Source organism: Thioclava sp. FR2 (assembly GCF_051200875.1).
Lineage (GTDB): Bacteria > Pseudomonadota > Alphaproteobacteria > Rhodobacterales > Rhodobacteraceae > Pseudotabrizicola.
The window spans coordinates 1,736,785-1,760,596 of record NZ_CP195191.1; the positions used below are offsets into that span (position 1 = coordinate 1,736,785).

Sequence of the window (23,812 nt, forward strand, 5' to 3'; positions counted from 1 at the left end):
CCTTGTCCCGCATCTCTTGGCATTGCGCCAGCATGTTCCATTCCCTGATCTTCCACGGCGAAACGCTTCACTGCCTGCCTTCTGGCGCCCTGTACTGGCCGTCAAAGCAGCTTCTTTGCGTCTCGGACCTGCATCTTGGGAAATCCGAACGCCTTGCCCGCCGTGGTGGCGCACTTCTTCCGCCCTATGAAACCCGCGCAACGCTGGAACGACTGGATGCCGATCTTGAAAGAACGGGCGCGGCTTGTGTGATTTGTCTTGGCGACAGCTTTGATGATGCAGCCTCATTGGACGGGCTGGACGAAGCCGATCGCCTTTGGCTGACCCGCATGATTGCAGGACGCGACTGGATCTGGGTGGAAGGCAATCACGACGCTGGACCGATCGACATTTCCGGCACTCATCGGGCAACTGTCGCGATCGCACCTTTGATCTTTCAACACATCGCCAACCCACTGAACAAGGCCGAGATTTCAGGCCATTACCACCCAAAGGTCCGGTTGGCGGGCCAATCGATGCGCTGTTTCCTGTGTGACAAAGACCGCCTAATCCTGCCCGCCTATGGCGCTTATACGGGCGGCTTGTGGGCGTCGGACCCGGTCCTTTGCGATATGATGGCACCCGATGCCCTGGCGCTTGCTTGTGCGTCAAGTGGGGTTCATGCCTTGCCGAAACCCCGGACGTCCACAAGATCCCGATAGGTCTTGCTGACAGGCAATCTGCTGCCATCAATCAGGGTCAGCATCATCTTTGCGGCCGCGCGTTCAACGCTGACAACAGCATCCCAAGCCACCCAATGCGATCTGTGGATTTGCGCCCCATCTACGCCCGTGGTTTCCCCAATCGCATCGGACAGACGCATCAAAAGGCTCGTGGTCCCTTTGGTGGTGCGCACATCGACATAGTGGTCGCGGACCGAGATCGAGATGAGCTTGGTGCCGTCCTGCTCGGGCAACCTGTCGAATAAACGCACCGTCGGCTGCTCAGGGAAAGCCTGTGTGGCTTCAAACCGGGCTGTCTTTGCCCCCTGTTCCGGCAGGTCCATTTCTTTGCGACGAAGCGCATGTCGATAGGCCCCGACCGCCAACGAACAAAGTCCTGTAAACACACCAATTTCTGTCCAATCGGGCACCGGAAATCCGACCTGAAAGATTGGAATCCACAGAACCGCGTGAACGATCACCGGAAAAATCAACGCCAAGATCAAAGCGACAGTCGTTGATCCATAGCGAAAGCTTTGAAGGTTCCAGACCCCGAAAACCAACGCCCGAACAGCCGTTCCGGCCAAGATTGCAAGAGCCAATATCAAGCCCCAGAACGTGGCTCGGAGTGGCAACTCCAACAGCCGATACGTCCCGAAAGGCCCCGAAAAGCTGACCACCAAAGTCAGCGCCGCCCAGATCACATATGGCACGCCCGACTGAAGGTCGGATCGCCAAGTCACAAGAAACTTCCGCATCTGTCCCCCATGGTGCGGAATTACCGATAGACTTGACGCATTAGGCAGAAAATTGGACGCAGACAACCAGAGTCCAGAAACTCTGCGGATAGTGTTGCGCTACAGTCCAATCCACCTATTCCAACGCGACAGCGTCACCAATTTTACCGCCATGAGTTGCCAGATCATGCGCCGTACGGGTCGTGAATAAGGGGCCAGGTTAGGCGGTCAAACCTTCCGGCTCGTGCAGGCCATTGGCACGGCAGCAGGCTGTCAGGGTGTTGGCCAACAGGCACGCAATCGTCATCGGACCAACACCACCCGGAACCGGCGTGATGGCCCCCGCCACTTGTGCGGCCGATTCGTAGTGCACATCGCCGACCAGCTTGGTTTTTCCATCGCGTTCAATGCGATTGATGCCCACGTCGATCACCGTTGCACCGGGCTTTACCCAGTCGCCCGGCACCATTTCGGGGCGGCCGACAGCTGCTACCAGAATATCGGCTTGGCGGCAGACCTGCGCCAGATCCTTGGTGCGGGAATGGGCAATCGTGACTGTGCAGCTGTCCCCCAGCAAAAGCTGGGCCATCGGCTTACCAACGATGTTCGAGCGGCCCACAACAACCGCATTCATGCCCGCCAGCGAGCCGTGGTGGTCGCGCAGCATCATAAGGCAGCCAAGCGGGGTACAGGGGACCATCGACTTTTGCCCAGTGCCCAACAGGCCGACGTTCGAGATATGGAAGCCGTCGACATCCTTCGCTGGGTCGATCGAATTGATCACCAGATCGCTGTTCAAATGCTTGGGCAACGGAAGTTGAACAAGAATGCCATGCACCGCCGGATCAGCGTTCAGCTTGGCAATCAGGGCCAGAAGATCCGCCTCGGAGGTATCTGCGGAAAGTTTGTGCTCAAAGCTCGCCATGCCGGATTCAACCGTTTGCGTCCCTTTGTTGCGGACGTAAACTTGGCTTGCCGGATCTTCGCCGACCAAGACAACTGCAAGACCCGGGGTCAGGCCCTGTTCTTCCTTCAGTCGGGCCACATGGGCGGCTACCTGAGCCCGCACCTTGGCGGCAAACGCCTTTCCGTCAATCACCTTCGCGGTCATGTCCTGTCCTTCCGTCAACTCGCCGCCGCAAAGGCGGCGCGGTAATGGTCCATCTGCATTTTCGTCGCCAGTACGGCGTTTTTCATCAGGATAGCAACCGTGACCGGCCCCACCCCGCCCGGAACGGGCGTGATCCATCCAGCCATTTCGGCACAGCTTTCGAACTCAGCGTCGCCGACAGTTCTGGGGCCATTTGGTCCGTCGACCCGATTGATCCCGATATCAATAAGGGCAGCACCGCGCTTTAGCATATCGCCTCGCACCAGACCCGGCTTTCCAACCGCGACGAAAACCGCGTCAGCAGCGCGCGAATGGATCGCCACTTGCCGGGTCATATGATGGCAAACCGTCACCGTTGCCCCCAATCCCATCAGCAGAAACGCAATCGGCTTGCCGACGATTTCGGAATGGCCAATCACGCAAACATCCAGGCCTTCGATTTTCAGCGGCAGGGTTTTCAGGATTTCCACCGCAGCCACGGCTGTGCACGGGCCAAGCGTCAGATCGTTATAGACAATGTTGCCGATCGAGGCCGGATGCATCCCCTCGACGTCTTTCAGTGGATGAATGGCCTTTTGCAGGGCTTTCACCGGGGTATGTGCAGGCAAAGGGCGCTGAATGATGATCCCGTTCACCCGAGGGTCAGCATTCAGGCCGACAAGAACGCCGGTCAGTTGCTCAAGGCTGATCTCGGCCGGATAATTCCGGGCCTCAAAGGCGACGCCTGCCGCCTCGGCATGGCGCTGCTGATTGCGGACATAAAGCTCTGCCGCAGCAACATCGCCTACGGAAATCGACACGAGACGCGGCGACCATCCCGCCGCCGAAAGGGTTTCGGCTTCTGCGCGGGTGTCGACCTGCATTTTTGCGGCAATCGCGCGTCCGTCGATCAGGGTGGCCGTCATCTTAATCTTCCAGGTTGATTACAACTTCGGTTTTGACCGAATTTGCGATGAAACATTCTTCATGGGCGGCATGATGCAATTCCGCTTCGCGTTTGCGTTCAGGTGCAACAGCCCAAACCACACGAGGCGACAACGTCACTTTGTTAATCCAAAGCCGCCCCTCGGTTTTCTTCATCTGCCCCACGGCCTTGTCTTCATAGCTTTCCGCCACGAACCCAGCCCTTCGGGCGAGGTCGAGAAACCAAAGCATATGGCAGGACGAGAGCGAGGCGACGAAGGCTTCCTCCGGATCCACGCCACCTGCGTCGGAATACGGCAATGGCACGACGCTGGGTGAGGACGAGGCCAGAACGACGGCACCACCGTCAAAGTGCCAGTGATGCGCCCGCGAATACTGCCCTTTTGCGAAGTCCCCTTCCGCTTTCCAGACGATCCGCGCTCCGTGCATCGACTACCCTTTCTGCGAAACCTCAGGGCGCAGGCTATCTGGACCCAATTTGCTTTCCTCACGGGCAATCGACCAGTCAATCAACCGCCGCCACAGCTTTTCCACCAGATCAGGTGACAAATCGTGGCGCGCCGCGTGGGTTCTTACATTTTGCACCACCTGCTCGACCCGATCCTCGATCCGCGCGGGCCAATCGATCCCGGCCTTGATCTCGGCTGCGCGGTCGATATAGCGCGACCTTTCCGCCAACAGACCCACCAGTTCTTCGTCGATCCGGTCGATCTCGGCCCGAATATGGGCCATGCTTTCACAATCGGCAGGCTTACGCATCGGCTTTTTCCTTTCAGTCTGCCCCCACATAAGGGGGCAGACCAAAAAGAACAACGTGGGGTTTTGTCTTAGAAGAGGCCCTCGACAAAGCCTTGATCGTTCAGGCGGATCACCTCAGCCGATGGCACTTTCGGCAAGCCAGGCATGGTCATGATTTCACCGCAGATCACGACGATAAAACCAGCACCAGCCGACAAGCGCACCTCACGGACAGGAACCGAATGGCCGGTGGGAGCACCGCGCAGGTTCGGGTCGGTCGAGAAGCTGTACTGGGTCTTGGCCATGCAGATCGGCAGATGACCATAGCCAGCGGCTTCCCATGCCTTCAGCTGGTCACGGATCGACTTGTCGGCCAGAACTTCATCTGCATGGTAGATGCGCTTGGCGATGGTTTCGATCTTCTGGAACAGGGGCATTTCGTCAGGATAGATCGGGGCAAAGTTGCTGGCGCCCGATTCGGCCAACTGGACAACCTTCTTCGCCAGATCCTCGATCCCTTCCGAACCTTTTGCCCAGTGCTTGCAAAGGATCGCTTCTGCGCCCTGCTCCGCGACATAGGCCTTCACTGCGGCAACTTCGGCATCGGTATCGCTGTAGAAATGGTTGATCGCGACGACAACCGGCACACCGAAAGATTTTACGTTGGAAATGTGGCGACCAAGGTTCGGGCAGCCCTTTTTGACGGCTTCAACGTTTTCAGCACCAAGATCGGCTTTGGCAACGCCGCCGTTCATCTTCATCGCGCGGACAGTGGCCACGATCACGGCTGCGGCAGGCTTCAGCCCGGCCTTTCGGCACTTGATGTCAAAGAATTTTTCCGCGCCAAGGTCAGCACCGAAGCCAGCTTCGGTCACAACGTAATCACCCAGTTTCAGCGCGGTGGTCGTCGCGATAACCGAGTTGCAGCCGTGGGCGATGTTGGCGAATGGGCCACCATGTACGAAAGCCGGGTTGTTTTCCAGAGTTTGCACAAGGTTCGGCTGCATCGCGTCTTTCAGCAGAACGGTCATGGCACCGTCAGCCTTGATATCGCGGCAGTAAACCGGGGTCTTGTCGCGACGATAGGCTACGACGATGTCACCCAGACGCTTTTGCAGGTCTTCAAGGTTTTTCGACAGGCAAAGGATTGCCATGACTTCCGAGGCAACCGTGATGTCGAAGCCGGTCTGACGCGGCGAACCGTTTGAAACGCCACCGAGCGACGTCACGATATCGCGCAGTGCGCGGTCGTTCATGTCCATAACACGACGCCAGACAACACGACGGTCGTCGATGCCCAGATCGTTGCCCCAGTAGATGTGGTTGTCGATCATCGCCGACAGCAGGTTATGGGCGGAGGTGATCGCGTGGAAGTCGCCGGTGAAGTGCAGGTTCATTTCTTCCATCGGCACGACTTGCGCCATACCACCACCAGCAGCACCCCCCTTCATCCCGAAGTTCGGCCCAAGCGAGGCTTCGCGGATGCAGATGACAGCCTTCTTGCCGATACGGTTCAGACCGTCACCAAGGCCCACCGTGGTCGTTGTCTTGCCTTCGCCAGCAGGCGTCGGGTTGATCGCCGTCACGAGAACAAGTTTGCCATCTGGCTTAGACTGGAGCGACTGGATGAACTCTTGGCTCACCTTGGCCTTGTCATGACCATAGGGCAGCAGATGCTCATGCGGGATGCCAAGCTTGGCACCGATTTCCATGATCGGCTTCTTTTTTGCTTCGCGGGCAATCTCGATATCGGTCTTGAAGGCCATCTGTGTCTCCCTAGGGGCTATAGCTGCCGGTGCGTCATCCGCCGGTTGCCACCGTGATAGCGAGAGACAATGCGTCGCAAAGGAGCATTTCCGACCTCATTCCTGCGATTTTCGCCGTGCGCGGTTTCCGATCGGAACGACAGGCCCTTTTTGGGGAAAACCATCCCGCTTTGGAGAACCGAACCGCCATTCGGAAGGTCATGTTTTTGGCACTATGCAGAACCAAAGGGCAGGCATATCGTGCGCGATAATTGGTTCATAAATTTCGGCGTTGCGGGAGTTCGCACATGACGTCAGATATCTATACCGCAGACCTTATTGCCACTGGAACCGCTACCGTAACCTTGACCGATGATGGCACTGGGTCCGACTGGATTACCTTTTTCGGTACCTTTGTAGAGCCCACCGAAATTCGGCTATCGTGGTTCTTTGAAAGTGGATCGACACTCAGCGCATCGGCGTTCTTTTTTGGCCCTGACATGATCGGACGACGCGTCGTGATCAATGGGCTTATCGAAAACGCCCGAGGCAGCAACGGCCAAGACATCATTTTCGGCAATGAACTTGGGAATATCCTTGTCGGGGATCAGTCACAGTCCGGCCTTGGGGGCGATGATAGGATAAGTGGACTGGCGGGCAACGACTGGATCTATGGCGGAGAAGGTCAGGATTCGCTGAGTGGCGACTTGGGCAACGACGTTCTTCATGGAAATAACGGGAACGACACGATCAATGGCGGCGCTGGCATTGATACCGTCTTTGGCGGGGCCGGTGCTGATGTTCTTGTTGGCGGAAGCGACTTCGGTGACATGCTGAACTATTCCAACTCGTCTGGGCGTATCAGCATTCAACTTACGTTTGGCGTGACGACATTCGGGCGTTTCGGGGATGCAGAGGGCGACAGCTTATTTGGATTTACCGATGTGGTTGGGTCGAATTATGACGATATTATTCAAGATACCGTCTACTTCGCCGTGTCGGATCGAGGAAACGACAATCGCTTTTACGGACTTGCCGGCAATGATGTGCTTGTCACGAATGGCGGCAATGATCTGGCATATGGTGGGGAAGGTCATGACCGGATCTTTCTGGGCTATGGTAACGACCAAGGATATGGCGGAACCGAAAACGATGTGATCGTGGGCGGTCCGGGCGATGACTGGCTCGTTGGCGGCACAGGCAACGATACGCTTCATGGCGATCTGGGCAATGACGTTCTTTTGGGCGAGACGGGGACGGATTCACTTTCTGGCGGTGACGGCAGGGATACCCTCAGAGGCGGCGCTGGGGCCGACATTCTTAATGGCGGTGGCCAAGTTGGGGATATGCTCAGCTATGTCGGTTCCCCTAGTACTGTAGTCGTCAACTTATCGACCACTGGCACGACAACAGGTGTGGGTGGGGACGCTGCAGGCGATCAGATATCCGGATTCACGGATGTTGTCGGCTCTGACTTCAACGACCTGATCCGAGATTTGGAAACCTTTGCCGCGGCGAATGGGGCAAACGACAACCGTTTCTACGGCGGAAATGGGAACGATATGTTGGCCGGAAACGGCGGAAATGACACGATTTACGGTGGCAATCACGACGATACCATCTGGCTGGGATATGGCGACGATGTTGGATACGGCGGGTCTGGCAACGATCACCTGACAGGTGGGCCCGGCTTCGATACAATCTATGGCGGTCTTGGTAATGACAGCGTCGCAACCGGGGCGGGTGCGGACTTGATCTATGGCGGGGCCGGAGCAGATGAATTCCAGATCGGCAGAAGTGGCGGGGGCACGGGCGCAGAAACCGACCGCAGCATCATTGCCGACTTTTCACATGCTGATGGCGATATTCTGAACTTGCGCTATCTCGACCCAGATACCCGAACCAGTGGGATACTCCTCACCGAACACTGGAACTTTATTCCACAGGGCCCCTTTACCGTCGGGGTTGCCGGCCAGATCCGGGTCACGCCTATAGCCGGTGGTTATCTGATCGAATTTGAAAACTCGGCGGATGGCATCGCAGATTATTCCGTTCAGGTGCAAACGACCGATGTGCTGGACACTTCTGATTTTCTGCTGCTTTAGGTGATGCCTTTTGGCGGAAGGGACCATGGTCTCTGGTCTGGAATGTGAAGTGTGATCGACTGCCCTAATCGCAGTTCACCTTCGCGTTCCACCCAGGCCGTGACACCTCGCAGTCCAACGGCCGACGACTTGAACTTCGCGCCAAATCCTGAGTGGCGCTCTTCTATGGGCCGGGCAGGCAAGGTGCAGGGCCGGTTCTCCATATCGACAACCAAGGTCGCACCACTTTCTGCCTGCAAACGGCTGGAAGGCGGCAAATGCGTGAAATCCGGAATGCCCGAGATTACCATTGTTGCCCCCAGCAATGAGGGATTCAATGCCGCGTCCAATCCCATCTTCCGCGAAATCTGATCCAACTCCTCTTGAGAAAGGATGGAAAATTGCCGCGTGTTACGGATGGTTGTGCCTCTGGGATATTGTGTAAGAACTCTGCTGCAAGAGGGTCTCGTAAGCCCTCCATGCGCCTCGCCCTCCGGTCCTGAAAACAACGCCTTGATCTCTTTAACCGGTTCAGCCTGTAAATGAGCCTTTCGATCGCGGACAATCCCAAGCCATTCGACCTTGCCGACATATTCGGTTCGGATCAAAGCGGGCATCTGTCAGACCTTCAAAGTAAAGAACAAACGGCGGATCGGAAACAGCACGCCGCCATCTGGCAAAAGAGGATAGGCCGACCCAAGTGCCGCCTCGTAACGGTGAATAAAATCGCCAGCTTCCGTTTCTGACAACTTTTCCACAAAAGGACGCATCGCCGTGCTTTCCGTGAAACGCCTTACAGGATGGCCAACAGAAGATGGCTCCAAATGTTGAACATAGTCGATTTCCCAAGTGTCGACCTGCCCCAACGGGGCCAACATCTGCCAATAGGTTGTGGCCGGCGCGACCGGAGCTTGCCATCCGGTATAGTCGAAACGGTCCGGAAACATCGACTGAGCGATGTCACGCAAAAAGCGATGTGAGGGCGCACCAAATTGCCGTGGCATCTGAACCGCCAAGACACCTCCCGGCATCAACATCTGCGCCAGTTTGGGCATCAGTGTCTCATGGCTCTCAAGCCAATGAAGCGCCGCATTCGAGTAAATTAAAGCGGGGGGCGAGGTTGGTTGCCATTGAGCAATATCCGCCTCGACCAGATTGCAATACGCGCCGGTATGCCCTGCCTCTTCCAACATCGCGGGGCTGGAATCGATCCCAGAAATCCGGTCGCCAAACCGCTGTTTCAATGAAAGACCGACCGATCCATTCCCGCACCCCAAATCGACGACGTCGCCATCTGGGATCGCAGGTATCTGGGCGAGCAGGTCCAGTGCAGGACGCAAACGCAAACCCCGAAACCTTGCATAGGCTTCGGGGTTCCAGTCGTTTCTATCCTTGGCAGGGCTCAAGCCAAGGGCTCCGGTTCCATGCCACCTTTGGGGGCTTTAGGTTTGGTTTTTGGGATCGACGCGATTGCGCTAAGCCCGCCCTTACCATCGTCGGAATCGTCATCCGGACCACCCAAAGGTTCACCCGCCATGATCTTTTTCAACTCATCGCCCGTTAGCGTTTCGTATTCCAGAAGTCCCTTGGCAAGACGCTCGAACTCTTCCTCGTTCTCGTTCAGAACCTGCATCGCACGGGCATAGCCTTCGTCGATGATGGCTTTGACCTCGTCCTCGATCATCCGTTTGGTCTCGGCCGAAACCGAAAAGCCGCCGGTATTGCCGTTATAGCCTTCATGGGCCTCGGAGTAGTCGATATTGCCCACCTTTTCCGACATACCCCAACGCATGACCATCGCCCGCGCCACCGCCGAAACATTCTGGATGTCGCCGCTAGCGCCGGACGAGACGTGATCTTCACCCCACTTCTTGATCTCAGCCGCCTTGCCCGCCATTCCCATGGCGATACGGTCCTTCATCTGGTCCTTATGCCAGCTGTGACGGTCCATTTCCGGAAGGCTCATCACCATGCCCAAGGCACCGCCGCGCGGCATGATCGTGGCCTTGTAGACGGGATCACACTTCGGCAGCTTCATACCAACAATAGCATGCCCTGCCTCGTGATAGGCGGTCATTTCCTTGTCTTCCGGCGACATGACCATGCTGCGGCGCTCTGGCCCCATCATGACTTTGTCCTTGGCATTTTCGAAATCGACCATTGTCACGAACCGCCGTCCAACACGCGCCGCCAAAAGCGCGGCTTCGTTCACAAGGTTCATCAGGTCGGCTCCCGAGAAGCCCGGCGTCCCCCGCGCGATCGTCCGCAGGTCCACATCCGGCCCCAGCGGCACCTTGCGGGCATGAACGGACAGGATCTTTTCGCGACCTTTGATGTCAGGATTCGACACAGTGATCTGCCGGTCAAAACGTCCTGGACGCAAAAGCGCCGGGTCCAGCACGTCCTTGCGGTTGGTGGCCGCGATAATGATCACGCCCTCGTTTGCCTCAAACCCGTCCATCTCGACCAGAAGCTGGTTCAAGGTCTGTTCGCGTTCGTCGTTTCCGCCGCCCATGCCTACACCACGGGCGCGCCCCACGGCATCGATTTCGTCGATGAAGACAATACAAGGTGCGTTTTTCTTGGCTTGTTCGAACATGTCGCGCACGCGGGACGCACCGACACCAACGAACATTTCTACGAAGTCAGAACCCGATATTGTGAAGAATGGTACACCAGCTTCACCCGCAATCGCGCGGGCCAGGAGTGTCTTACCTGTGCCCGGAGGACCAACCAGCAATGCACCCTTCGGAATCTTGCCGCCCAAGCGGCTGAACTTCTGCGGGTTGCGCAGGAATTCGACGATCTCTTCAAGCTCTTCCTTGGCCTCGTCGATGCCCGCGACGTCGTCGAAGGTCACGCGGCCATGCTTTTCAGTCAAAAGCTTTGCGCGGCTCTTGCCAAAACCCATGGCGCCGCCACGCCCGCCGCCCTGCATCCGGTTCATGAAGAAAATCCAGATCCCGATCAGCACGATGAAGGGAAGCCAAAGCGAAATAAGCGACAGGAAACCAGATTGCTCCTGTGCCTCCGCGCGAACTTCCACACCCTTCTCGATCAACTGACCTGTCACGTCGGTCCCTTGCGGAACGACGGCTGTATACTGGTTGCCGTCCTTGGCGCGAACGATCACCCGCTCCCCGTCAATCACAACGCTGGACACTTGGCCCGAGTCAACGCGGGTTACGAAGTCCGAATACGAAATCGTGCGCGACGACGCTGTCGTACCGCCAGTGTTAAACAGGTTGAACAACGCCAGGATCAAAAGAAACAGAACGACCCAAAAAGCGATATTTCGTGCATTCCCCACGAAGTGTCTCCTCACAACTGCACAGGACACATCGGTGCCCGCGCTCTTGCCTCTAAGATAGACAGTTCGCGCGAGGGTTCAATGCGATAACAGGAAAGAGACGAAACTCGGCGTGATTGTCGCATTGCAAGAGGCACCAAAACGCAACAAAGGCGCAGAAATCAGCCTTTCCCCCTCCCAAACACCGGGTGTCGCAAGCGCCACGCCACGCGCCAACCCTACGGAACGCCAATCAGGGATTTGGGCCAAACCGTTTGCACCAACGGCGCGAAGCTCGCCTTTGGTGGCTCCGACAACCACCCAGCGGTTGTCCCAGACCTGCCCCAAGGCGACCGCATGGCCAAGAGCACGAGGTTCTCGCGTCACCGTGCAGCGATCCCCCTTCCACTTGAACCGAACCCCACCAAGTGTTGCGTCGACACAAGAGGTGATTGCATCTGACAGGGTCGCGACCTGTGCCTCGCGGGGTGGATGCTTGTCCCCGTTCATCCATCGGACCATTCCAATCAAAAGGCGACGACCAACTTCCGGACCATCGCGGAACAGCCCTGCCCGATCAAAGACCAAGGCCCCTGCCGTCTCGACAACCACCTCTGCCGCTGTTCGCGCCGTTGCGGCGCGCACAACGCCCTGCACCATTGAAAGATTGTGCGCGACGGCGGCTAATCCCTCTACAGTGATACCCATCGGAGCCAAGGCTCTCACAACCTGACGCGCCTTTACCCTCGTAAAGCGCAGATTGTCGTTTGAGGGATCATCAATCCAGCCAATTCCTTGGCGGGAAAGATAGTCGCGCAAATCTCGTCGCGTAACGCTTAGAAAAGGTCGGCAGAAAACCGTTCCATCCTGCTCGAATTTTGGGCGCATCCCCGAGAGACCGTCCAGCCCTGATAGTCGCGAAAGTCCCATCAAAAAGGTTTCGGCTTGGTCATCGGCTGTATGGGCCAACATCACCGTCGAAATCCCGCAGTGCTTTGCCCATCCGGCCAGCAGGCCATACCGCGCCTCGCGTGCGGCCTGCATCAAATTGCCGTTGATGGCGCCGTGATCCCACAGCAGAACGGAATGCGGCACCCCCAGAGCCCTGCACATGCGCCCGACGTCTTCGGCTTCGGCGGCCGCCTCTGCGCGCAAGCCGTGATCGACTGTCGCCACCTTTAGTCCAACCCCGCCCTTCTGCGCGACGTCAGCCATCAGGTGCAACATGGCAACCGAATCGCTGCCCCCGGACACTGCCAAGCCCACGATTGGCTGCTCAAAAGCGAACCGTCGCAACCCTTCGGCTGCGACGGTTTTCAGGGGCTGATCAGGGTCAGCGCCCCCGATGCCTGTTTCGGCTGTCACTGGCAAGCAAGCCCGTTCATCGCAACACTGGCCTGTGTCGCGGCCATGCTTCCAGGAAAACGGGCGCCGACTTCGGTCAGCGTCACACAGGCTTCTGGCGTTTGACCCAACTGACCCAAGGCTTCGCCCAGCTTCAGAAGACTGTCTGCTGCAAATGTGCCATCAGGTTGCCCAGAAAACGCTTCCAGATAAGCCCGGGCGGCGTTCGCTGTATCCCCAGTCTGGGACAATGCCTCGCCCCGCAGATAGTGCGCTTCCTGGGTCAGCGGCGAGCCAGGATAGGATTGGGTAAAGGTCGCAAAGAGGTCCGCGGCGGTTCGAAAGTCACCCTGACCGAGCACCCCCTTGGCCCGGTCGAAATCCGCCTGTTCACCGACAGCAAGCTCGGCTCCCCCAGCGGCGGGAGAAGGTGTACCAACAACAACTGGCGGGGCGGCATTTGGATCAGTCGAACCAATGGCAGCTTCGCCGCCCAAGGTGGGCGTCGTACCCAAAGTGGCAATGTCACACCCCGGGGTCACTTCGCACAGACGAAATTCCAGATCGCCGATCCTGTTAGTGCCATCGGTCACTACCCGGTTCAGCCGCAGTTCGATCTGTTCCGCCTTGGAGGTCAGCCGCGAAAGTTCGGCCTCCAAAGTATCCATCCGCTCAAGCGCAGAGCCTCCGGCAAGGCCGGTTCCGGCCCCGCCAGATTGCACCAACTCGGCCTTCAGCGCGTTGAATTCTCCTGCGAGAAGAACCAGTTCGGCACGAATGTCGGCAAGTGTCTGGTCCTGCGCCGCGGCAGGGCCGGCCAACACGCCGGCCAGTCCCAGACCTAGGCTCAGAACCAGTGCACGCATCAGATTAGACCCCACCGCCGATGGAGAGAACCGTCACAGCACGGCGGTTCTTTGTATAGCAGGCCTCGTCCGAGCAAACCTCGATCGGGCGTTCCTTACCATAAGAAATCGTCCGCATGCGCCCAGCCGAAACGCCGTGCGAAATCAGGAAGTTCTGGACAGAGGCCGCACGGCGCGCGCCGAGCGACAGGTTGTATTCCCGGGTGCCCTGCTCATCGGCATGGCCTTCGATGATCACGGCATAGGACGGGTTGGTGTTCAGCCAATTTGCCTGACCGGCAAGGATGGTGCGTGCTTCTGGCGACAGTGTGTGCTGGTCCACGGCGAAGAGGACGCGATCCCCGATCGACTGATTGAAATACGCAATCGAGGTTGGATCGTTGGGATCACCCAATCCAGTGGTATCGACAAAGCCGCCCGCACCGGCACCTGCGCCATTTGCGCCAGCACCGCCTGCACCAAAGCGGTCAGGGTTGTTACAGGCAGCAAGGCCAAGGGCCGCCACCAAAAGCATTGCCTTGGGAAGGAGGGACATCCGCGATTTCCTTTTCATTCTTGGCTCGATTTAGCCGTGATCCTAGCAGCATTGATGGCCCCTGTTAACGGGGCCATCACGCGATTGTGCGACGTTTATGGCAATAGCGGCGACCAGGCCGGATCCGAGGCTGCGCCTTCAGTCGACACCTGTTTCAGATTGCGTCCGGTAATATCCACCGAATAAAGCCGCGCCTCACCACCAGCCCCTGCGGTTTCGCGGGTGAACATGATCACCCGGCCGTTCGGGCTCCAGGTCGGGCCCTCATCAAGGAAGCTGGCAGTCAGCAGGCGCTCTTCACTGCCATCTGTGCGCATCACACCAATATGGAAGCGACCGGCATTCTGTTTGGTAAATGCGATCAAGTCCCCGCGCGGCGACCAGACCGGGGTACCATAGCGCCCCTGTCCACCCGAAATCCGCCGGGCCTCACCGCCGCCGGCGCTCATGATGTAAAGCTGCTGATTGCCGGAACGGTCAGATTCAAAGACGATCTGGCTGCCATCGGGGCTAAAGCTGGGGGCGGTCTCAATAGAGGGCGCATTGGTCAACTGCGACAAAGCCCCCGACCCAATGTCCAGCATGTAAAGGTCCGAGTTGCCTCCCCGTTCAAGACTGAACACCACACGGCTGCCATCCGGCGAAAAGCGCGGCGCAAAGGTCATGGTGCCGGGCTGTTCGGCCAGCGTCTGCGTTGAAAGTGATCCCACATCCATCAGCGTGATCCGCGGGAAGCCGCTGGCATAGCTGGTGTAAAGAATACGATCACCCGTCGGTGAAAAACGCGGTGCCAGAACAATGGCCGAGCTGTCTGTCAGATACTGAACGTTCGCTCCGTCATAATCCATGACCGCCAGACGCTTGGCGCGGGCATTCTTTGGCCCGCTTTCACTGACAAAGACAACGCGGCTGTCAAAATAGCCACCTTCGCCTGTGATCCGGCTGTAAGCGGCATCAGCCACCTTGTGTGCCATCCGCCGCCAGCTTTGCGGCGTGCCAGCGAATTGCAGACCCTCGCCCAGCTGCTGGCCGCTGAACACATCGAACAAGCGGAATTTCACGACAATCCGATCACCCGACGCGCTGACAGCACCAGTGATCAGCGCCTGAGCGTTGATCGCTTTCCAGTCCTCATAGGCCACGGGTGCGTCAAAGCTGGTCACCCGTCCGATATGTGCATCAGAAGGAATTTCGCGAAAAAGCCCGGTTCCCGCCAGGTCACTCGCGACCACGCGAGCGATGTTGCGTGCGTAATCAGCTGCTGCGCCATTTTCGGCCACGAAATCCGGCACGGCAAAGGGCAGCGGCTCGATCACACCTTCTGTAATTTCGATGCGAAGCGGGCCATTTTGCGCATGCGCCGCTTGCGGTGTCATCCATCCGAAGACCAGCGTCACGGCCAGCGTCTGGATCACAAGGGAACTTAGGATACGGGGAAAGCTCATCTTTGCCTCAATCTGTCCGTGCTCTGACTGTTTGCGTTTCTTGATTTTTAGGCAGCATAGCGCATTTGCACCGAATTGCAGGGGGAAAGGGGAAGAAATTGCCCCCTTTTCGGCAGGTCTTTGCCCAAGATTGATCATCGCACTCGCATCCCATCCGGATTAAAGACCAATTCCATCTCGCGCCATTGTTCAAACTTTTCGACGGGAAGCGGGAAGCCGTTTGCACCGCACCGGATCACGGCGCGGCGTGCAGCCTCAAATGACTGACGGGCAGCGGCTTCAGACCCGCCGGTGAAGTCAACCATCCGGATCGACCCTGCATCCGGCTTGCCGCTTTGGCTGACCGAAACATAAAGGATCACCGTGACCCGCAGGGCCTCAGACGACAGGGAACCAACATTCCAGCACCTTTGGACCGCTACCCGGAAGGCGTCTTTTTCGCCCGTCGTCATCGGCGGACCAGCCAGTGCATTGCTGGAGCTGGGAGCCTCAGTCTCGGTATTGGCTTCAGCTACTGCACCTGCAATCGCGTCAGCTACATCATCAGTCGCAGGTTCCGCCGTTTCAGTGGGGGCTGCAGTGTCTTCTGGCGGCTCCGTGCTGCGAACCGGCCGGCCTTTCGGGCGCGGGCTTGTTGGCGGGGCACCACTGGCGGCCACCTCCTGATCTCGGTTCGCTTCAGTTTCCAGAACGGTTCCAGCCTCTTCCTCGGCGGTTTCAGCGCGCTCTTCTTCCTGAACTTGCGGTTGCTCAACCGGATCCGGCGAAACGGCCTCTTCCGGCACGTCTGCCACTTCAGTCTGCGGCTCGGGCGCATCAACAGGAACAGGCGCTACCCGTGGGGCCGGTTTGGGACGTGGGCTAGCGCTTGGAGAAAGAGGAGATTCCGGGATCGGATCAGGGTTCACCGGCAACGGCTCAGCGTCCGCAACACCATTATTTTCCGGCAAAGGCTCCGGCTCTGGGACCGGCTCCGGTGCAGGTTCCGGAATTGGGGCCGGTTCCGGCTCGGGAACGGGCAGCGGCTCAGGCTCGGGTGTGGGCTGTGGTTCAGGGACGACAGGTTCTGGTGGAACAATAGGCTCAGGTTCCGACTGCGGTTGTGGCTCGGCTGCCGGCTCTGGCGTTTCGACCGGATCCGGAGTCGAAGGCACTGCCGCCGTCATGGCGTCCAGTTCCGCCGAGGTAATCAACGAAACCTCGGCCACCTGAACGGGGGGCGTTTCTTGGGGTGCAAAAAGCCAATCCCCAAGGATCACCCAGAGGATCAGGGCAGCATGTCCTGTGCCCGAAACGATGGTGCCCGTTTGCATCCGCGCCAACATGTGCGTTCCGGATCAGTTACCGTTCATCGATGGGCCGTCGACATCAGTCACCAGACCGATCTCGTTGAACCCACCAGCGTTCAGAGCACCCATGACCTGCGCCACTCGCTCATAAGGAATTGCCCCATCTGCGCGCAAAAACACCTTGCGGCTGGTCCGTTCGGCGGCAATCGCCGTCAACTTCGGAATCAACTCGCCCTCAGCCACATCGGTGTTCATGATCAGCATCCGCCCATCCGCCGTCAGCGTGATGGTCAGCGGTTCTTCCTGTTCGGTGGGAAGCGCGCTTGCTGCGGTCTTTGGAAGTTCCACCGGAACACCCACCGTCAAAAGCGGTGCTGCAACCATGAAAATGATCAGCAACACAAGCATCACGTCGACGAAAGGTGTGACGTTGATTTCCGACATAGCTGCCGACTTGCCACCGCGATGACGTCGGCGCGAACCGCCGCCTTTTGATTTGATGACCCCTGCCCCCATGGCTCAGGCGTCCAACTGGCGCGAAAGGATCGTGGCGAACTCGTCGGCAAAGCTTTCGTAATTGCCAAGGATACGTTCACTATCCGCATTCAGCTTGTTGTAGAAGACAACGGCCGGAATAGCGGCAACAAGGCCGATACCGGTGGCGAGCAGAGCCTCGGCGATACCGGGGGCCACGACGGCAAGGTTGGTGTTCTGGCTGATAGCGATCTGTTCGAACGCATGTTTGATGCCCCAGACCGTCCCGAACAGACCGATGAACGGGGCCGTCGCGCCGGTCGTCGCAAGGAAGGACAGCCCGTTATTCAGCCGTTCAGCTTCGCGCGCGATGGCGACGTTCATGGCGCGGTCAATGCGCGCTTGCGCACCAGCGATCAGCGCACCGTCTTGCCGATGGCTTCTGCGCCATTCCAGCATTCCCGCCGCAAAGACCTTTTCACTCGCCCCACTTGGCTGAGGACCGATCTTTTCGAACAACTCATCCAGCGGTTCGCCAGACCAGAAAGCCCGATCAAAGACCTCTGCTTCTCGTTTGGCCAAACGATACTGGATAAATTTCTGGATGATGATTGACCATGACCAGAAGGACATTCCCATCAGAAGGATCATCACGACCTTAACGGTCAGCGTCGCGCGTGCAAAAAGGGCGAGCATGGAGAAATCAATCTCCTGCGCCATCGCAAGGGTTTCCGTTTCCATTACGCCTGCTCTTGTTATGGGGCGATTGTTCGCCTCCTGTTATCAATGATTCTATCTGGAAATAAGGGTGAATGCCAACACATCTGCGTGGTTGGGCGGGGGATTGCTGAAACATTTCCTCTAAAGCGGATTGGAAGCGTTCGAGCCTGCCCTGTTTCAGACCTGTTTTTCGTCTTGGCCAGTTTGGGCGAGTGGCCCGAAATCAAGCGTTACGCTGGCCTTGCCGTCAGCGATCGACTTTTCCACCGTTACCCCAAGAGCTTTCGCAACGGTCGCAATGATCGTCAGGCCCAATCCCGAGCCCCTGCCTCCAGACCGGCTGGCGAAACGCTCTTCCAGAAATTCCGCCCCCTCCGCGACCGGATTTTCGACGACAACCCGTGCCGAAGGTGTGATGCAAACGCGCACTGGCCCCGTCGCATTTTCGCGGCCGTTGTCGATGACGTTGCGCAAAAGGATTGCCAAAGCATCCGGATCGGCGCGCAATGGAAGTTGCTCCAGATCATTATCGTCAAGAATGACACGCGGAAGAGTGCTGTCACGGGTATCCGCCAAAATCAGGCCCATCACCTCGATCAGATCTGACGGACCTTCACCAAGTGCCACCCCTGACTCGCTTCTCGACAATTGAAGAAGGCGCTCTATCCGCTTTGTCAGACGGCCAAACTGCCCCCGAACTGCTGTTGCCGCGTCGGGATGGTCAGCTTCCAAGGTTGCCTGAAGGCTTGCAATCGGCGTCCGCAACTCGTGGGCGGCATTCGCTGTAAATTCCCGTTCTGAGGCACGCATCCGATCGACCCTGCCAATATAGGAATTCAGACTGCTGACTAACGGTCGCATCTCATTGGGCAAATCTGCTTCTGATATTGGCGCGGCCTCTTCGGCGCTGCGCGATGAAACTGCGCGGGCAAGATCCGAGACGGGTTTTACCGCACCAGCAACGCTGCGCTGCACCGCAATCAAGGTGCCGAGTGCAAGCGGCACCAACAGCCATGCCATGCCAATAGCGGCTTCGGCCACCTCTTCTTTGCGCCAGGATCGGCTGTGGCCAATTTCAATGACGGCATTCTCTGTCGTTGACCGCAAGACGCGCCAGCCATTGCTTTCCGAAAATCCGTCTTTCTTGCGGTCTACCCAAGGCGCAGGCGGCGCGGCATATCCCAGTGGAATGATCCGAACCACTCGTTCATCGCCTTCTCCGGAAACACTTATGGCGCGCGGCAAAGGCGCACTGGGCGATCCATCAAGCAAAAGCGCGGTCGCGTCGGCCAATGCACGAAGTTCTTCATCCATGACCTCGTTCAATTCGCGCTGCATCATGAGGACGGCCAGACCAATGGTCAAAAGCCAACCAACCGCGACAAGAAGAATGATGTTCCGCGACAGGGTTCTGCCAAGCGACCAGGTCTTGGCCTGTAAAGGTTCCGTCATGGCACCATATACCCCAATCCACGCCGTGTTTCGATCAGACCAGCTCCCAGTTTCTGGCGCAGACGAGAGACATAGACTTCAACCGCGTTGCCTTCTATCGCATCGTCAAAGGTGTAAAGCGCCTCTTCAAGCGCAGTCTTGTTCAACACTCTGCCCCTTGCGCCCAACAAGGCATCCAGCAATGCCCATTCACGCGAGGTCAGCCGCACGGGCGCTCCGTTTTTCCAAACCTTGGCGGCCGCACGGTCTATAGAAAGATCAGCGATGATCAGACGGCTGTCAGGTTGCCCTTGCCCACGCCGAGCATGAGCGCGAATGCGGGCGGACAATTCCCCCAGATCAAAGGGCTTGACGATGTAATCATCTGCACCGGCATCAAGCCCTGCGATACGGTCAGAAATCTGGTCCAGTGCAGTCGCTATCAGGAACGGTGTCTTGTCACCCTGCCGCCGCCGCTCCCTCAGAAAGGAAAGTCCACTGCCATCTGGCAGACCAAGGTCCAGAACGACGCAAGAATAGCTTGCGACATCCATAGCGGCCTCTGCTTCAGCGACGCTTGCTGCAAGATCAACGGCGTGGCCCGCCCCGCACAGATAGCGTTGCATAGCTTCGGCCAAATCAGGTGTGTCCTCGACAAGCAGCAATCTCATGCGCCCAGAGTATCGGCGGAAGTTTTGCTCTGCGAGGAGAAAACGGTGAACCAGCCAGATGTTGTAAGCTAAGCGCAAGGTTGGCAGCCGATCAGGGCACAAAACCGCCGACACCTTCGGCGGCTGATTTGCTCCTGAAATGACGAGACCCCATGACTTCCAGCTTACGACCCAAGGGAGACAGCCACAGCGCTCTTCCCCGGCCGACCCTTTCCCAAATCACCCTCAACGCTCTTGTCGCGACCTATATCCTCCTCGCACTTAACGCTGGATATTGGACGCGCCTATTCGATCTATTTGGGGGCCACCTTGTCAGTCTGGCCGCATTTGCAGCCGCCAGCTGGGCGCTGACCTTCCTTCTTCTTGAACTTATGGGGCCATGGCGCCTTCAACGACCTGTCGCCGCGCTGCTTATCATCATGGCAGCCGCCGCCAATTACTATGAACGCACCTTCGGTATCCTGATCGACCGTGAGATGGTGCGCAACGTGATGGAAACCACTGTCACCGAGTCAAAACACCTGATCACCTCTGCAATGATCTGGAAGATCGGACTGACCGGCGTTCTGCCAGCGGTGCTCGTCTTCTGGCCCGTCGTGCGGCGTCGCCGTGGCGTGCATCAGCTTTGGCGGTGGCCTGCCGGAGTTGCGCTTGGCTTCGCCGTCATGGTCGGCGGACTTCTGGTCGATTTCAAATCGTTTTCGGCCACCTTACGCGAACGCCACGATCTGATGGGCGCTTACCAGCCCGGTGCGACCCTGAACGCGCTGCGCCGCTACGCTTTCGACCAATGGAAGACTGCTGAGCCCGTGGCGAAACCCTATGGCACGGATGCTGTCCCCGGCCCGAACCTTGCCAAGACGACCAAACCTGTCTTGCTGGTCCTTTTTGTCGGCGAAACCGTGCGCGCCCAAAATTGGGGGCTGAATGGCTATAGCCGTAACACCACCCCGGAACTCGCAAAACGAAACGTCATCAATTTCACGGATGTTCTTTCCTGTGGCACTTCCACGGCCGTGTCTGTCCCCTGCATGTTCTCGCATTTGAACCAGGCCACCTATTCGCGTGAGAAGTTCCTGAAATCGGAAAACCTCGTCGATATTCTGGCCCGATCGGGTTTTGACGTTCAATGGTGGGATAACAACACCGGCGATCAGAAAGTCGCAAAGCGCATCGGTTTCACAAAGATCAAAGCCGATATCGCGCCCGAAGCCTGCGAAGACGAATGCACGGATGAGGCATTCCTGCCGATCATTCGTAAAACGGCCGAAACCATGACCAAGAACACCGTCTTGGTGCTGCACATGATCGGCAGTCATGGACCGGCCTATTACCTGCGATACGCCCCTGAGCGGGCCACCTTCCAGCCAGAATGCAAGACCACGCAGTTCTCGGAATGCACGCCCGAGGCGATCGTCAACACCTACGACAACTCGATTCTGGAAACGGATCACGTTCTTGGCCAGACCATTGATCTGCTCAAGGGCGCAGACCGTGTCACGCCAGCGATGATCTATCTTTCGGATCACGGTGAAAGTTTGGGGGAAAACGGGCTTTATCTCCATGCCGCGCCGATGTTCATGGCCCCAGAAGAACAGCGCAAAGTGCCGATGGTGATGTGGATTGACCCCGAGTTTGGCACCACTCTTGATGTGGACACTGTCTGTCTGACATCCGCTACCTCGAAACCGGCAAGCCAAGATAATCTCTTTCACACCGTGCTTGGGCTGCTGGATGTCACGACCAGCGTTCGCGACCCGGCATTGGACCTGACAGAGGCATGCAAAAGCACACTGGCACAGAACTAGCCCAATGGACGCATTGCCCTTTGCCCAGAAAAGGGCAATGCCCTCAATATGGTCTTCTTCGCGTCTTATTGTGAAAGCTGGCGAACACGCCCGACCTAATCAGCTATCCTCTGGCAGGGAGTCGCTGGCTGACCACTCGCCTGTCTCAAAATCACGCACCAAACGTGTCCCAACGGGCGCGTCGATGAAGGCCAGCCAACTGTCGTCAATATTGAGAACTTTACCAAGCGCAACATAGGATGCCGTGCGCGCGTCATATTCTTCTTGCGTGCCACTTGCCCGACCTCGAATGCACCAGCCGCTGTCAGGGTGCTCATCACCCTCACTGTCCATAGGCACGTCGCGGTAAATATATTCGACAGGTTCTGCGCCGCTCAGCACACAGTCATCGACAAATCAGCGGTCCCAATATGTTCGCAAGTTGCCGCCATAGGGCTCGGGCTTGGTTTCTGGGTCGCGGAACTGCACAGAAATGATGTTGTGCCGCCCAAATTCCACTCGGTCACCGGGTCGCAGGGGTGAGGACTTCTCGTCAGGGATGTTGTCCAACTCTCCCACCAGCCTGTCACCGTCGACTTTGACGACCTTCACCCACATCCGCTCACTCTCCCATTCTTCGACGGGCAAGCGGTGCACGAAGATCAGCTTGACCGCATCGCCGGGACCAATCGCGGCAAGTTCAGCTGGCGACGGAAGAAAAAAGGTATACGGAGCCTCTGCCGCACGTTTACGCCCATCCTCAAGCGTAAAGGAAGCGTCATCCGACACGCTGGTTGCCCTCAGGTTCGACGCACCCGGATCACCACATCGACACGCGTCACCTCGGCCCCTGGCGGAGCTTTTGGCACCCGGGCCAGTTCCAGCTCGTCAGCCGGGGCATCGGAAATGCGGTTTTCGCCTTCCCAAAAGAAATGCGGATGGTTGTCGGTGCGAGTGTCAAAATAGCTTTTCGCGCCATCGACAACCACCTCGTTCATCAACCCTGCTTCGCAAAAGGCGCGTAGCGTATTGTAGACGGTGGCAAGGCTGACACGATCCCCTGACTGGACCGAAAGGTCGTAAAGGCTTTCTGCGGTCACATGACGGTCTTCGCCATCGCCAACCAACAATGCCGCCAGCGACAAACGCTGCCGCGTCGGGCGCATCCCGCCCGAGGCCAGCCATTCGGCGCCGCGTTTCAGTGCAAGTTCGGTCATCCAGATCCCCTTTGACCCTTATATAAAGGGCGGCGGCACCCAATTTCAAATGAAAATCGGCAAGCTGCGGACGGTCAAGACCGTTCCGGCACCCTTGCCACCCCTTCCGGCCGGGTGCTACACGGTTGACTTAACGACAAAGCCGCAAGGCCACAGCAAGGGAAAATCCGCTGATGGGGAAATATCCAAGCAGTTTCGACAAGGAAGGGCTTCTGGCCTGTGCACGCGGGGAACTTTTCGGCCCCGGCAATGCGCAACTCCCTGCCCCGCCGATGCTGATGATGGACCGCATCACCGAGATTTCCGAGGATGGCGGCGAATTCGGCAAGGGACATGTCATCGCTGAATTCGACATCACGCCGGACCTGTGGTTCTTTGAATGTCACTTCCCCGGGAACCCAATCATGCCCGGTTGCCTTGGTCTTGATGGTCTTTGGCAACTGACAGGCTTCAACCTTGGCTGGCGAGGCTGGCTGGGTCGCGGATATGCGCTTGGCGTCGGCGAGGTCAAGCTGACCGGTATGGTTCGCCCTGACCGCAAGATGCTGACCTACCGCGTGAACTTCACCAAGGCACTGTCGACCCGCCGCCTGACCATGGGCGTCGCCAACGGCATCGTCGAAGCCGATGGCGAGGTGATTTATCAGGTCACGGACATGAAGGTCGCCCTCAGCGAGGCGTAACTTCGAATTCCAATCATCCGA

25 protein-coding genes are annotated in these 23,812 nt (G+C 57.8%); 4 read left to right on the forward strand and 21 right to left on the reverse strand.

The annotated features are described in order from the left end of the window. Positions 1-32: 32 nt before the first annotated feature. Positions 33-701: a ligase-associated DNA damage response endonuclease PdeM gene (gene pdeM, locus ACSBLW_RS08395; protein WP_435259762.1), complete on the forward strand. Its 669-nt coding sequence runs from the start codon at positions 33-35 to the stop codon at positions 699-701. Here pdeM and ACSBLW_RS08400 read toward each other — a convergent pair. From ACSBLW_RS08400 to ACSBLW_RS08425, 6 genes are all read right to left on the reverse strand, one after another. After that, the gene (locus ACSBLW_RS08400) at positions 659-1,459 is read right to left on the reverse strand and encodes a LytTR family transcriptional regulator DNA-binding domain-containing protein (RefSeq protein WP_435259763.1); all 801 of its coding nucleotides are present in this window, start codon (positions 1,457-1,459) and stop codon (positions 659-661) included. The genes pdeM and ACSBLW_RS08400 overlap by 43 nt on opposite strands. Before the next feature lie 199 nt (positions 1,460-1,658). Continuing rightward, positions 1,659-2,549: a bifunctional methylenetetrahydrofolate dehydrogenase/methenyltetrahydrofolate cyclohydrolase FolD gene (folD, locus tag ACSBLW_RS08405; protein WP_435259764.1), complete on the reverse strand. Its 891-nt coding sequence runs from the start codon at positions 2,547-2,549 to the stop codon at positions 1,659-1,661. Between the two features lie 14 nt (positions 2,550-2,563). Continuing rightward, a complete protein-coding gene (locus ACSBLW_RS08410; protein WP_435259765.1) occupies positions 2,564-3,454 on the reverse strand; it encodes a bifunctional 5,10-methylenetetrahydrofolate dehydrogenase/5,10-methenyltetrahydrofolate cyclohydrolase in 891 nt (296 codons plus the stop codon). A 1-nt stretch (position 3,455) separates the two neighbouring features. Next, a complete protein-coding gene (locus ACSBLW_RS08415; protein ID WP_435259766.1) occupies positions 3,456-3,902 on the reverse strand; it encodes an OsmC family protein in 447 nt (148 codons plus the stop codon). A 3-nt stretch (positions 3,903-3,905) separates the two neighbouring features. After that, positions 3,906-4,232, reverse strand: a complete 327-nt coding sequence (locus tag ACSBLW_RS08420) for a chorismate mutase (RefSeq protein ID WP_435259767.1) — start codon at positions 4,230-4,232, stop codon at positions 3,906-3,908. Positions 4,233-4,300: 68 nt separating this feature from the next. Further along, a complete protein-coding gene (locus ACSBLW_RS08425) occupies positions 4,301-5,977 on the reverse strand; it encodes a formate--tetrahydrofolate ligase (RefSeq protein ID WP_435259768.1) in 1,677 nt (558 codons plus the stop codon). A gap of 287 nt (positions 5,978-6,264) precedes the next feature. Here ACSBLW_RS08425 and ACSBLW_RS08430 point away from each other — a divergent pair, with 287 nt between their 5' ends. Next, positions 6,265-8,061, forward strand: coding sequence for a calcium-binding protein (locus ACSBLW_RS08430; RefSeq protein ID WP_435259769.1), 1,797 nt, complete (start codon positions 6,265-6,267; stop codon positions 8,059-8,061). Here ACSBLW_RS08430 and ACSBLW_RS08435 read toward each other — a convergent pair. The 12 genes from ACSBLW_RS08435 to ACSBLW_RS08490 form a co-directional block, all read right to left on the reverse strand. Beyond that, on the reverse strand, positions 8,058-8,657 hold the full coding sequence (locus tag ACSBLW_RS08435; RefSeq protein WP_435259770.1) for an MOSC domain-containing protein: 600 nt from the start codon (positions 8,655-8,657) through the stop codon (positions 8,058-8,060). The genes ACSBLW_RS08430 and ACSBLW_RS08435 overlap by 4 nt on opposite strands. Positions 8,658-8,660: 3 nt before the next feature. Next, the gene (locus ACSBLW_RS08440; protein ID WP_435259771.1) at positions 8,661-9,446 is read right to left on the reverse strand and encodes a methyltransferase domain-containing protein; all 786 of its coding nucleotides are present in this window, start codon (positions 9,444-9,446) and stop codon (positions 8,661-8,663) included. Then, the gene (ftsH, locus tag ACSBLW_RS08445) at positions 9,443-11,350 is read right to left on the reverse strand and encodes an ATP-dependent zinc metalloprotease FtsH (RefSeq protein WP_435259772.1); all 1,908 of its coding nucleotides are present in this window, start codon (positions 11,348-11,350) and stop codon (positions 9,443-9,445) included. Before ftsH ends, ACSBLW_RS08440 begins: the two co-directional genes overlap by 4 nt. A 78-nt stretch (positions 11,351-11,428) precedes the next feature. Then, positions 11,429-12,694, reverse strand: coding sequence for a tRNA lysidine(34) synthetase TilS (tilS, locus tag ACSBLW_RS08450; RefSeq protein ID WP_435259773.1), 1,266 nt, complete (start codon positions 12,692-12,694; stop codon positions 11,429-11,431). Further along, entirely contained in the window at positions 12,691-13,539 is an 849-nt protein-coding gene (ybgF, locus tag ACSBLW_RS08455) for a tol-pal system protein YbgF (RefSeq protein ID WP_435259774.1), read from the reverse strand. Before ybgF ends, tilS begins: the two co-directional genes overlap by 4 nt. Positions 13,540-13,543: 4 nt before the next feature. Next, on the reverse strand, positions 13,544-14,074 hold the full coding sequence (pal, locus tag ACSBLW_RS08460; protein ID WP_435259775.1) for a peptidoglycan-associated lipoprotein Pal: 531 nt from the start codon (positions 14,072-14,074) through the stop codon (positions 13,544-13,546). A gap of 95 nt (positions 14,075-14,169) precedes the next feature. After that, positions 14,170-15,450 carry a Tol-Pal system beta propeller repeat protein TolB gene (tolB, locus tag ACSBLW_RS08465; RefSeq protein ID WP_435260075.1) on the reverse strand — a complete coding sequence of 427 codons (1,281 nt, stop codon included), beginning with the start codon at positions 15,448-15,450 and terminating at the stop codon, positions 14,170-14,172. A 203-nt stretch (positions 15,451-15,653) separates the two neighbouring features. Continuing rightward, a complete protein-coding gene (locus ACSBLW_RS08470; protein ID WP_435259776.1) occupies positions 15,654-16,844 on the reverse strand; it encodes a cell envelope biogenesis protein TolA in 1,191 nt (396 codons plus the stop codon). 12 nt (positions 16,845-16,856) lie between these two features. Next, positions 16,857-17,324 carry a protein TolR gene (tolR, locus tag ACSBLW_RS08475; protein ID WP_435259777.1) on the reverse strand — a complete coding sequence of 156 codons (468 nt, stop codon included), beginning with the start codon at positions 17,322-17,324 and terminating at the stop codon, positions 16,857-16,859. A 3-nt stretch (positions 17,325-17,327) separates the two neighbouring features. Beyond that, positions 17,328-18,023, reverse strand: a complete 696-nt coding sequence (gene tolQ, locus ACSBLW_RS08480; RefSeq protein ID WP_435259778.1) for a protein TolQ — start codon at positions 18,021-18,023, stop codon at positions 17,328-17,330. 156 nt (positions 18,024-18,179) lie between these two features. Beyond that, on the reverse strand, positions 18,180-19,454 hold the full coding sequence (locus ACSBLW_RS08485; RefSeq protein ID WP_435259779.1) for a histidine kinase dimerization/phospho-acceptor domain-containing protein: 1,275 nt from the start codon (positions 19,452-19,454) through the stop codon (positions 18,180-18,182). Further along, the gene (locus ACSBLW_RS08490) at positions 19,451-20,104 is read right to left on the reverse strand and encodes a response regulator (RefSeq protein WP_435259780.1); all 654 of its coding nucleotides are present in this window, start codon (positions 20,102-20,104) and stop codon (positions 19,451-19,453) included. Before ACSBLW_RS08490 ends, ACSBLW_RS08485 begins: the two co-directional genes overlap by 4 nt. 152 nt (positions 20,105-20,256) lie before the next feature. Here ACSBLW_RS08490 and ACSBLW_RS08495 point away from each other — a divergent pair, with 152 nt between their 5' ends. Continuing rightward, positions 20,257-21,912, forward strand: a complete 1,656-nt coding sequence (locus tag ACSBLW_RS08495; protein ID WP_435259781.1) for a phosphoethanolamine transferase — start codon at positions 20,257-20,259, stop codon at positions 21,910-21,912. A gap of 99 nt (positions 21,913-22,011) precedes the next feature. Here the strand turns inward: ACSBLW_RS08495 and ACSBLW_RS08500 are convergent, their stop codons facing one another. The 3 genes from ACSBLW_RS08500 to irrA are packed head-to-tail and all read right to left on the reverse strand — an operon-like array spanning position 22,012 to position 23,108. Next, on the reverse strand, positions 22,012-22,293 hold the full coding sequence (locus ACSBLW_RS08500; protein ID WP_435259782.1) for an immunity protein Imm33 domain-containing protein: 282 nt from the start codon (positions 22,291-22,293) through the stop codon (positions 22,012-22,014). Positions 22,294-22,308: 15 nt separating this feature from the next. Beyond that, the gene (locus ACSBLW_RS08505) at positions 22,309-22,680 is read right to left on the reverse strand and encodes a DUF2314 domain-containing protein (protein WP_435259783.1); all 372 of its coding nucleotides are present in this window, start codon (positions 22,678-22,680) and stop codon (positions 22,309-22,311) included. An 11-nt stretch (positions 22,681-22,691) separates the two neighbouring features. Beyond that, complete coding sequence (gene irrA, locus ACSBLW_RS08510) at positions 22,692-23,108, reverse strand: iron response transcriptional regulator IrrA (protein WP_435259784.1); 417 nt, start codon at positions 23,106-23,108, stop codon at positions 22,692-22,694. A 173-nt stretch (positions 23,109-23,281) separates the two neighbouring features. Between irrA and fabA the strand changes: the two genes are divergently transcribed. Continuing rightward, positions 23,282-23,791 carry a bifunctional 3-hydroxydecanoyl-ACP dehydratase/trans-2-decenoyl-ACP isomerase gene (fabA, locus tag ACSBLW_RS08515; protein ID WP_435259785.1) on the forward strand — a complete coding sequence of 170 codons (510 nt, stop codon included), beginning with the start codon at positions 23,282-23,284 and terminating at the stop codon, positions 23,789-23,791. The last annotated feature ends 21 nt before the right edge of the window (positions 23,792-23,812 follow it).

Excerpts from the sequence above, each read along its gene's own strand:
- pdeM (WP_435259762.1), top strand. The coding sequence starts at position 33 with ATGTTCCATTCCCTGATCTTCCACGGCGAAACGCTTCACTGCCTGCCT.
- ACSBLW_RS08400 (WP_435259763.1), bottom strand. The coding sequence starts at position 1,459 with ATGCGGAAGTTTCTTGTGACTTGGCGATCCGACCTTCAGTCGGGCGTG.
- folD (WP_435259764.1), bottom strand. The coding sequence starts at position 2,549 with ATGACCGCGAAGGTGATTGACGGAAAGGCGTTTGCCGCCAAGGTGCGG.
- ACSBLW_RS08410 (WP_435259765.1), bottom strand. The coding sequence starts at position 3,454 with ATGACGGCCACCCTGATCGACGGACGCGCGATTGCCGCAAAAATGCAG.
- ACSBLW_RS08415 (WP_435259766.1), bottom strand. The coding sequence starts at position 3,902 with ATGCACGGAGCGCGGATCGTCTGGAAAGCGGAAGGGGACTTCGCAAAA.
- ACSBLW_RS08420 (WP_435259767.1), bottom strand. The coding sequence starts at position 4,232 with ATGCGTAAGCCTGCCGATTGTGAAAGCATGGCCCATATTCGGGCCGAG.
- ACSBLW_RS08425 (WP_435259768.1), bottom strand. The coding sequence starts at position 5,977 with ATGGCCTTCAAGACCGATATCGAGATTGCCCGCGAAGCAAAAAAGAAG.
- ACSBLW_RS08430 (WP_435259769.1), top strand. The coding sequence starts at position 6,265 with ATGACGTCAGATATCTATACCGCAGACCTTATTGCCACTGGAACCGCT.
- ACSBLW_RS08435 (WP_435259770.1), bottom strand. The coding sequence starts at position 8,657 with ATGCCCGCTTTGATCCGAACCGAATATGTCGGCAAGGTCGAATGGCTT.
- ybgF (WP_435259774.1), bottom strand. The coding sequence starts at position 13,539 with ATGCGTGCACTGGTTCTGAGCCTAGGTCTGGGACTGGCCGGCGTGTTG.
- pal (WP_435259775.1), bottom strand. The coding sequence starts at position 14,074 with ATGTCCCTCCTTCCCAAGGCAATGCTTTTGGTGGCGGCCCTTGGCCTT.
- tolB (WP_435260075.1), bottom strand. The coding sequence starts at position 15,450 with ATGACACCGCAAGCGGCGCATGCGCAAAATGGCCCGCTTCGCATCGAA.
- ACSBLW_RS08470 (WP_435259776.1), bottom strand. The coding sequence starts at position 16,844 with ATGTTGGCGCGGATGCAAACGGGCACCATCGTTTCGGGCACAGGACAT.
- tolR (WP_435259777.1), bottom strand. The coding sequence starts at position 17,324 with ATGGGGGCAGGGGTCATCAAATCAAAAGGCGGCGGTTCGCGCCGACGT.
- tolQ (WP_435259778.1), bottom strand. The coding sequence starts at position 18,023 with ATGGAAACGGAAACCCTTGCGATGGCGCAGGAGATTGATTTCTCCATG.
- ACSBLW_RS08485 (WP_435259779.1), bottom strand. The coding sequence starts at position 19,454 with ATGACGGAACCTTTACAGGCCAAGACCTGGTCGCTTGGCAGAACCCTG.
- ACSBLW_RS08490 (WP_435259780.1), bottom strand. The coding sequence starts at position 20,104 with ATGAGATTGCTGCTTGTCGAGGACACACCTGATTTGGCCGAAGCTATG.
- ACSBLW_RS08495 (WP_435259781.1), top strand. The coding sequence starts at position 20,257 with ATGACTTCCAGCTTACGACCCAAGGGAGACAGCCACAGCGCTCTTCCC.
- irrA (WP_435259784.1), bottom strand. The coding sequence starts at position 23,108 with ATGACCGAACTTGCACTGAAACGCGGCGCCGAATGGCTGGCCTCGGGC.
- fabA (WP_435259785.1), top strand. The coding sequence starts at position 23,282 with ATGGGGAAATATCCAAGCAGTTTCGACAAGGAAGGGCTTCTGGCCTGT.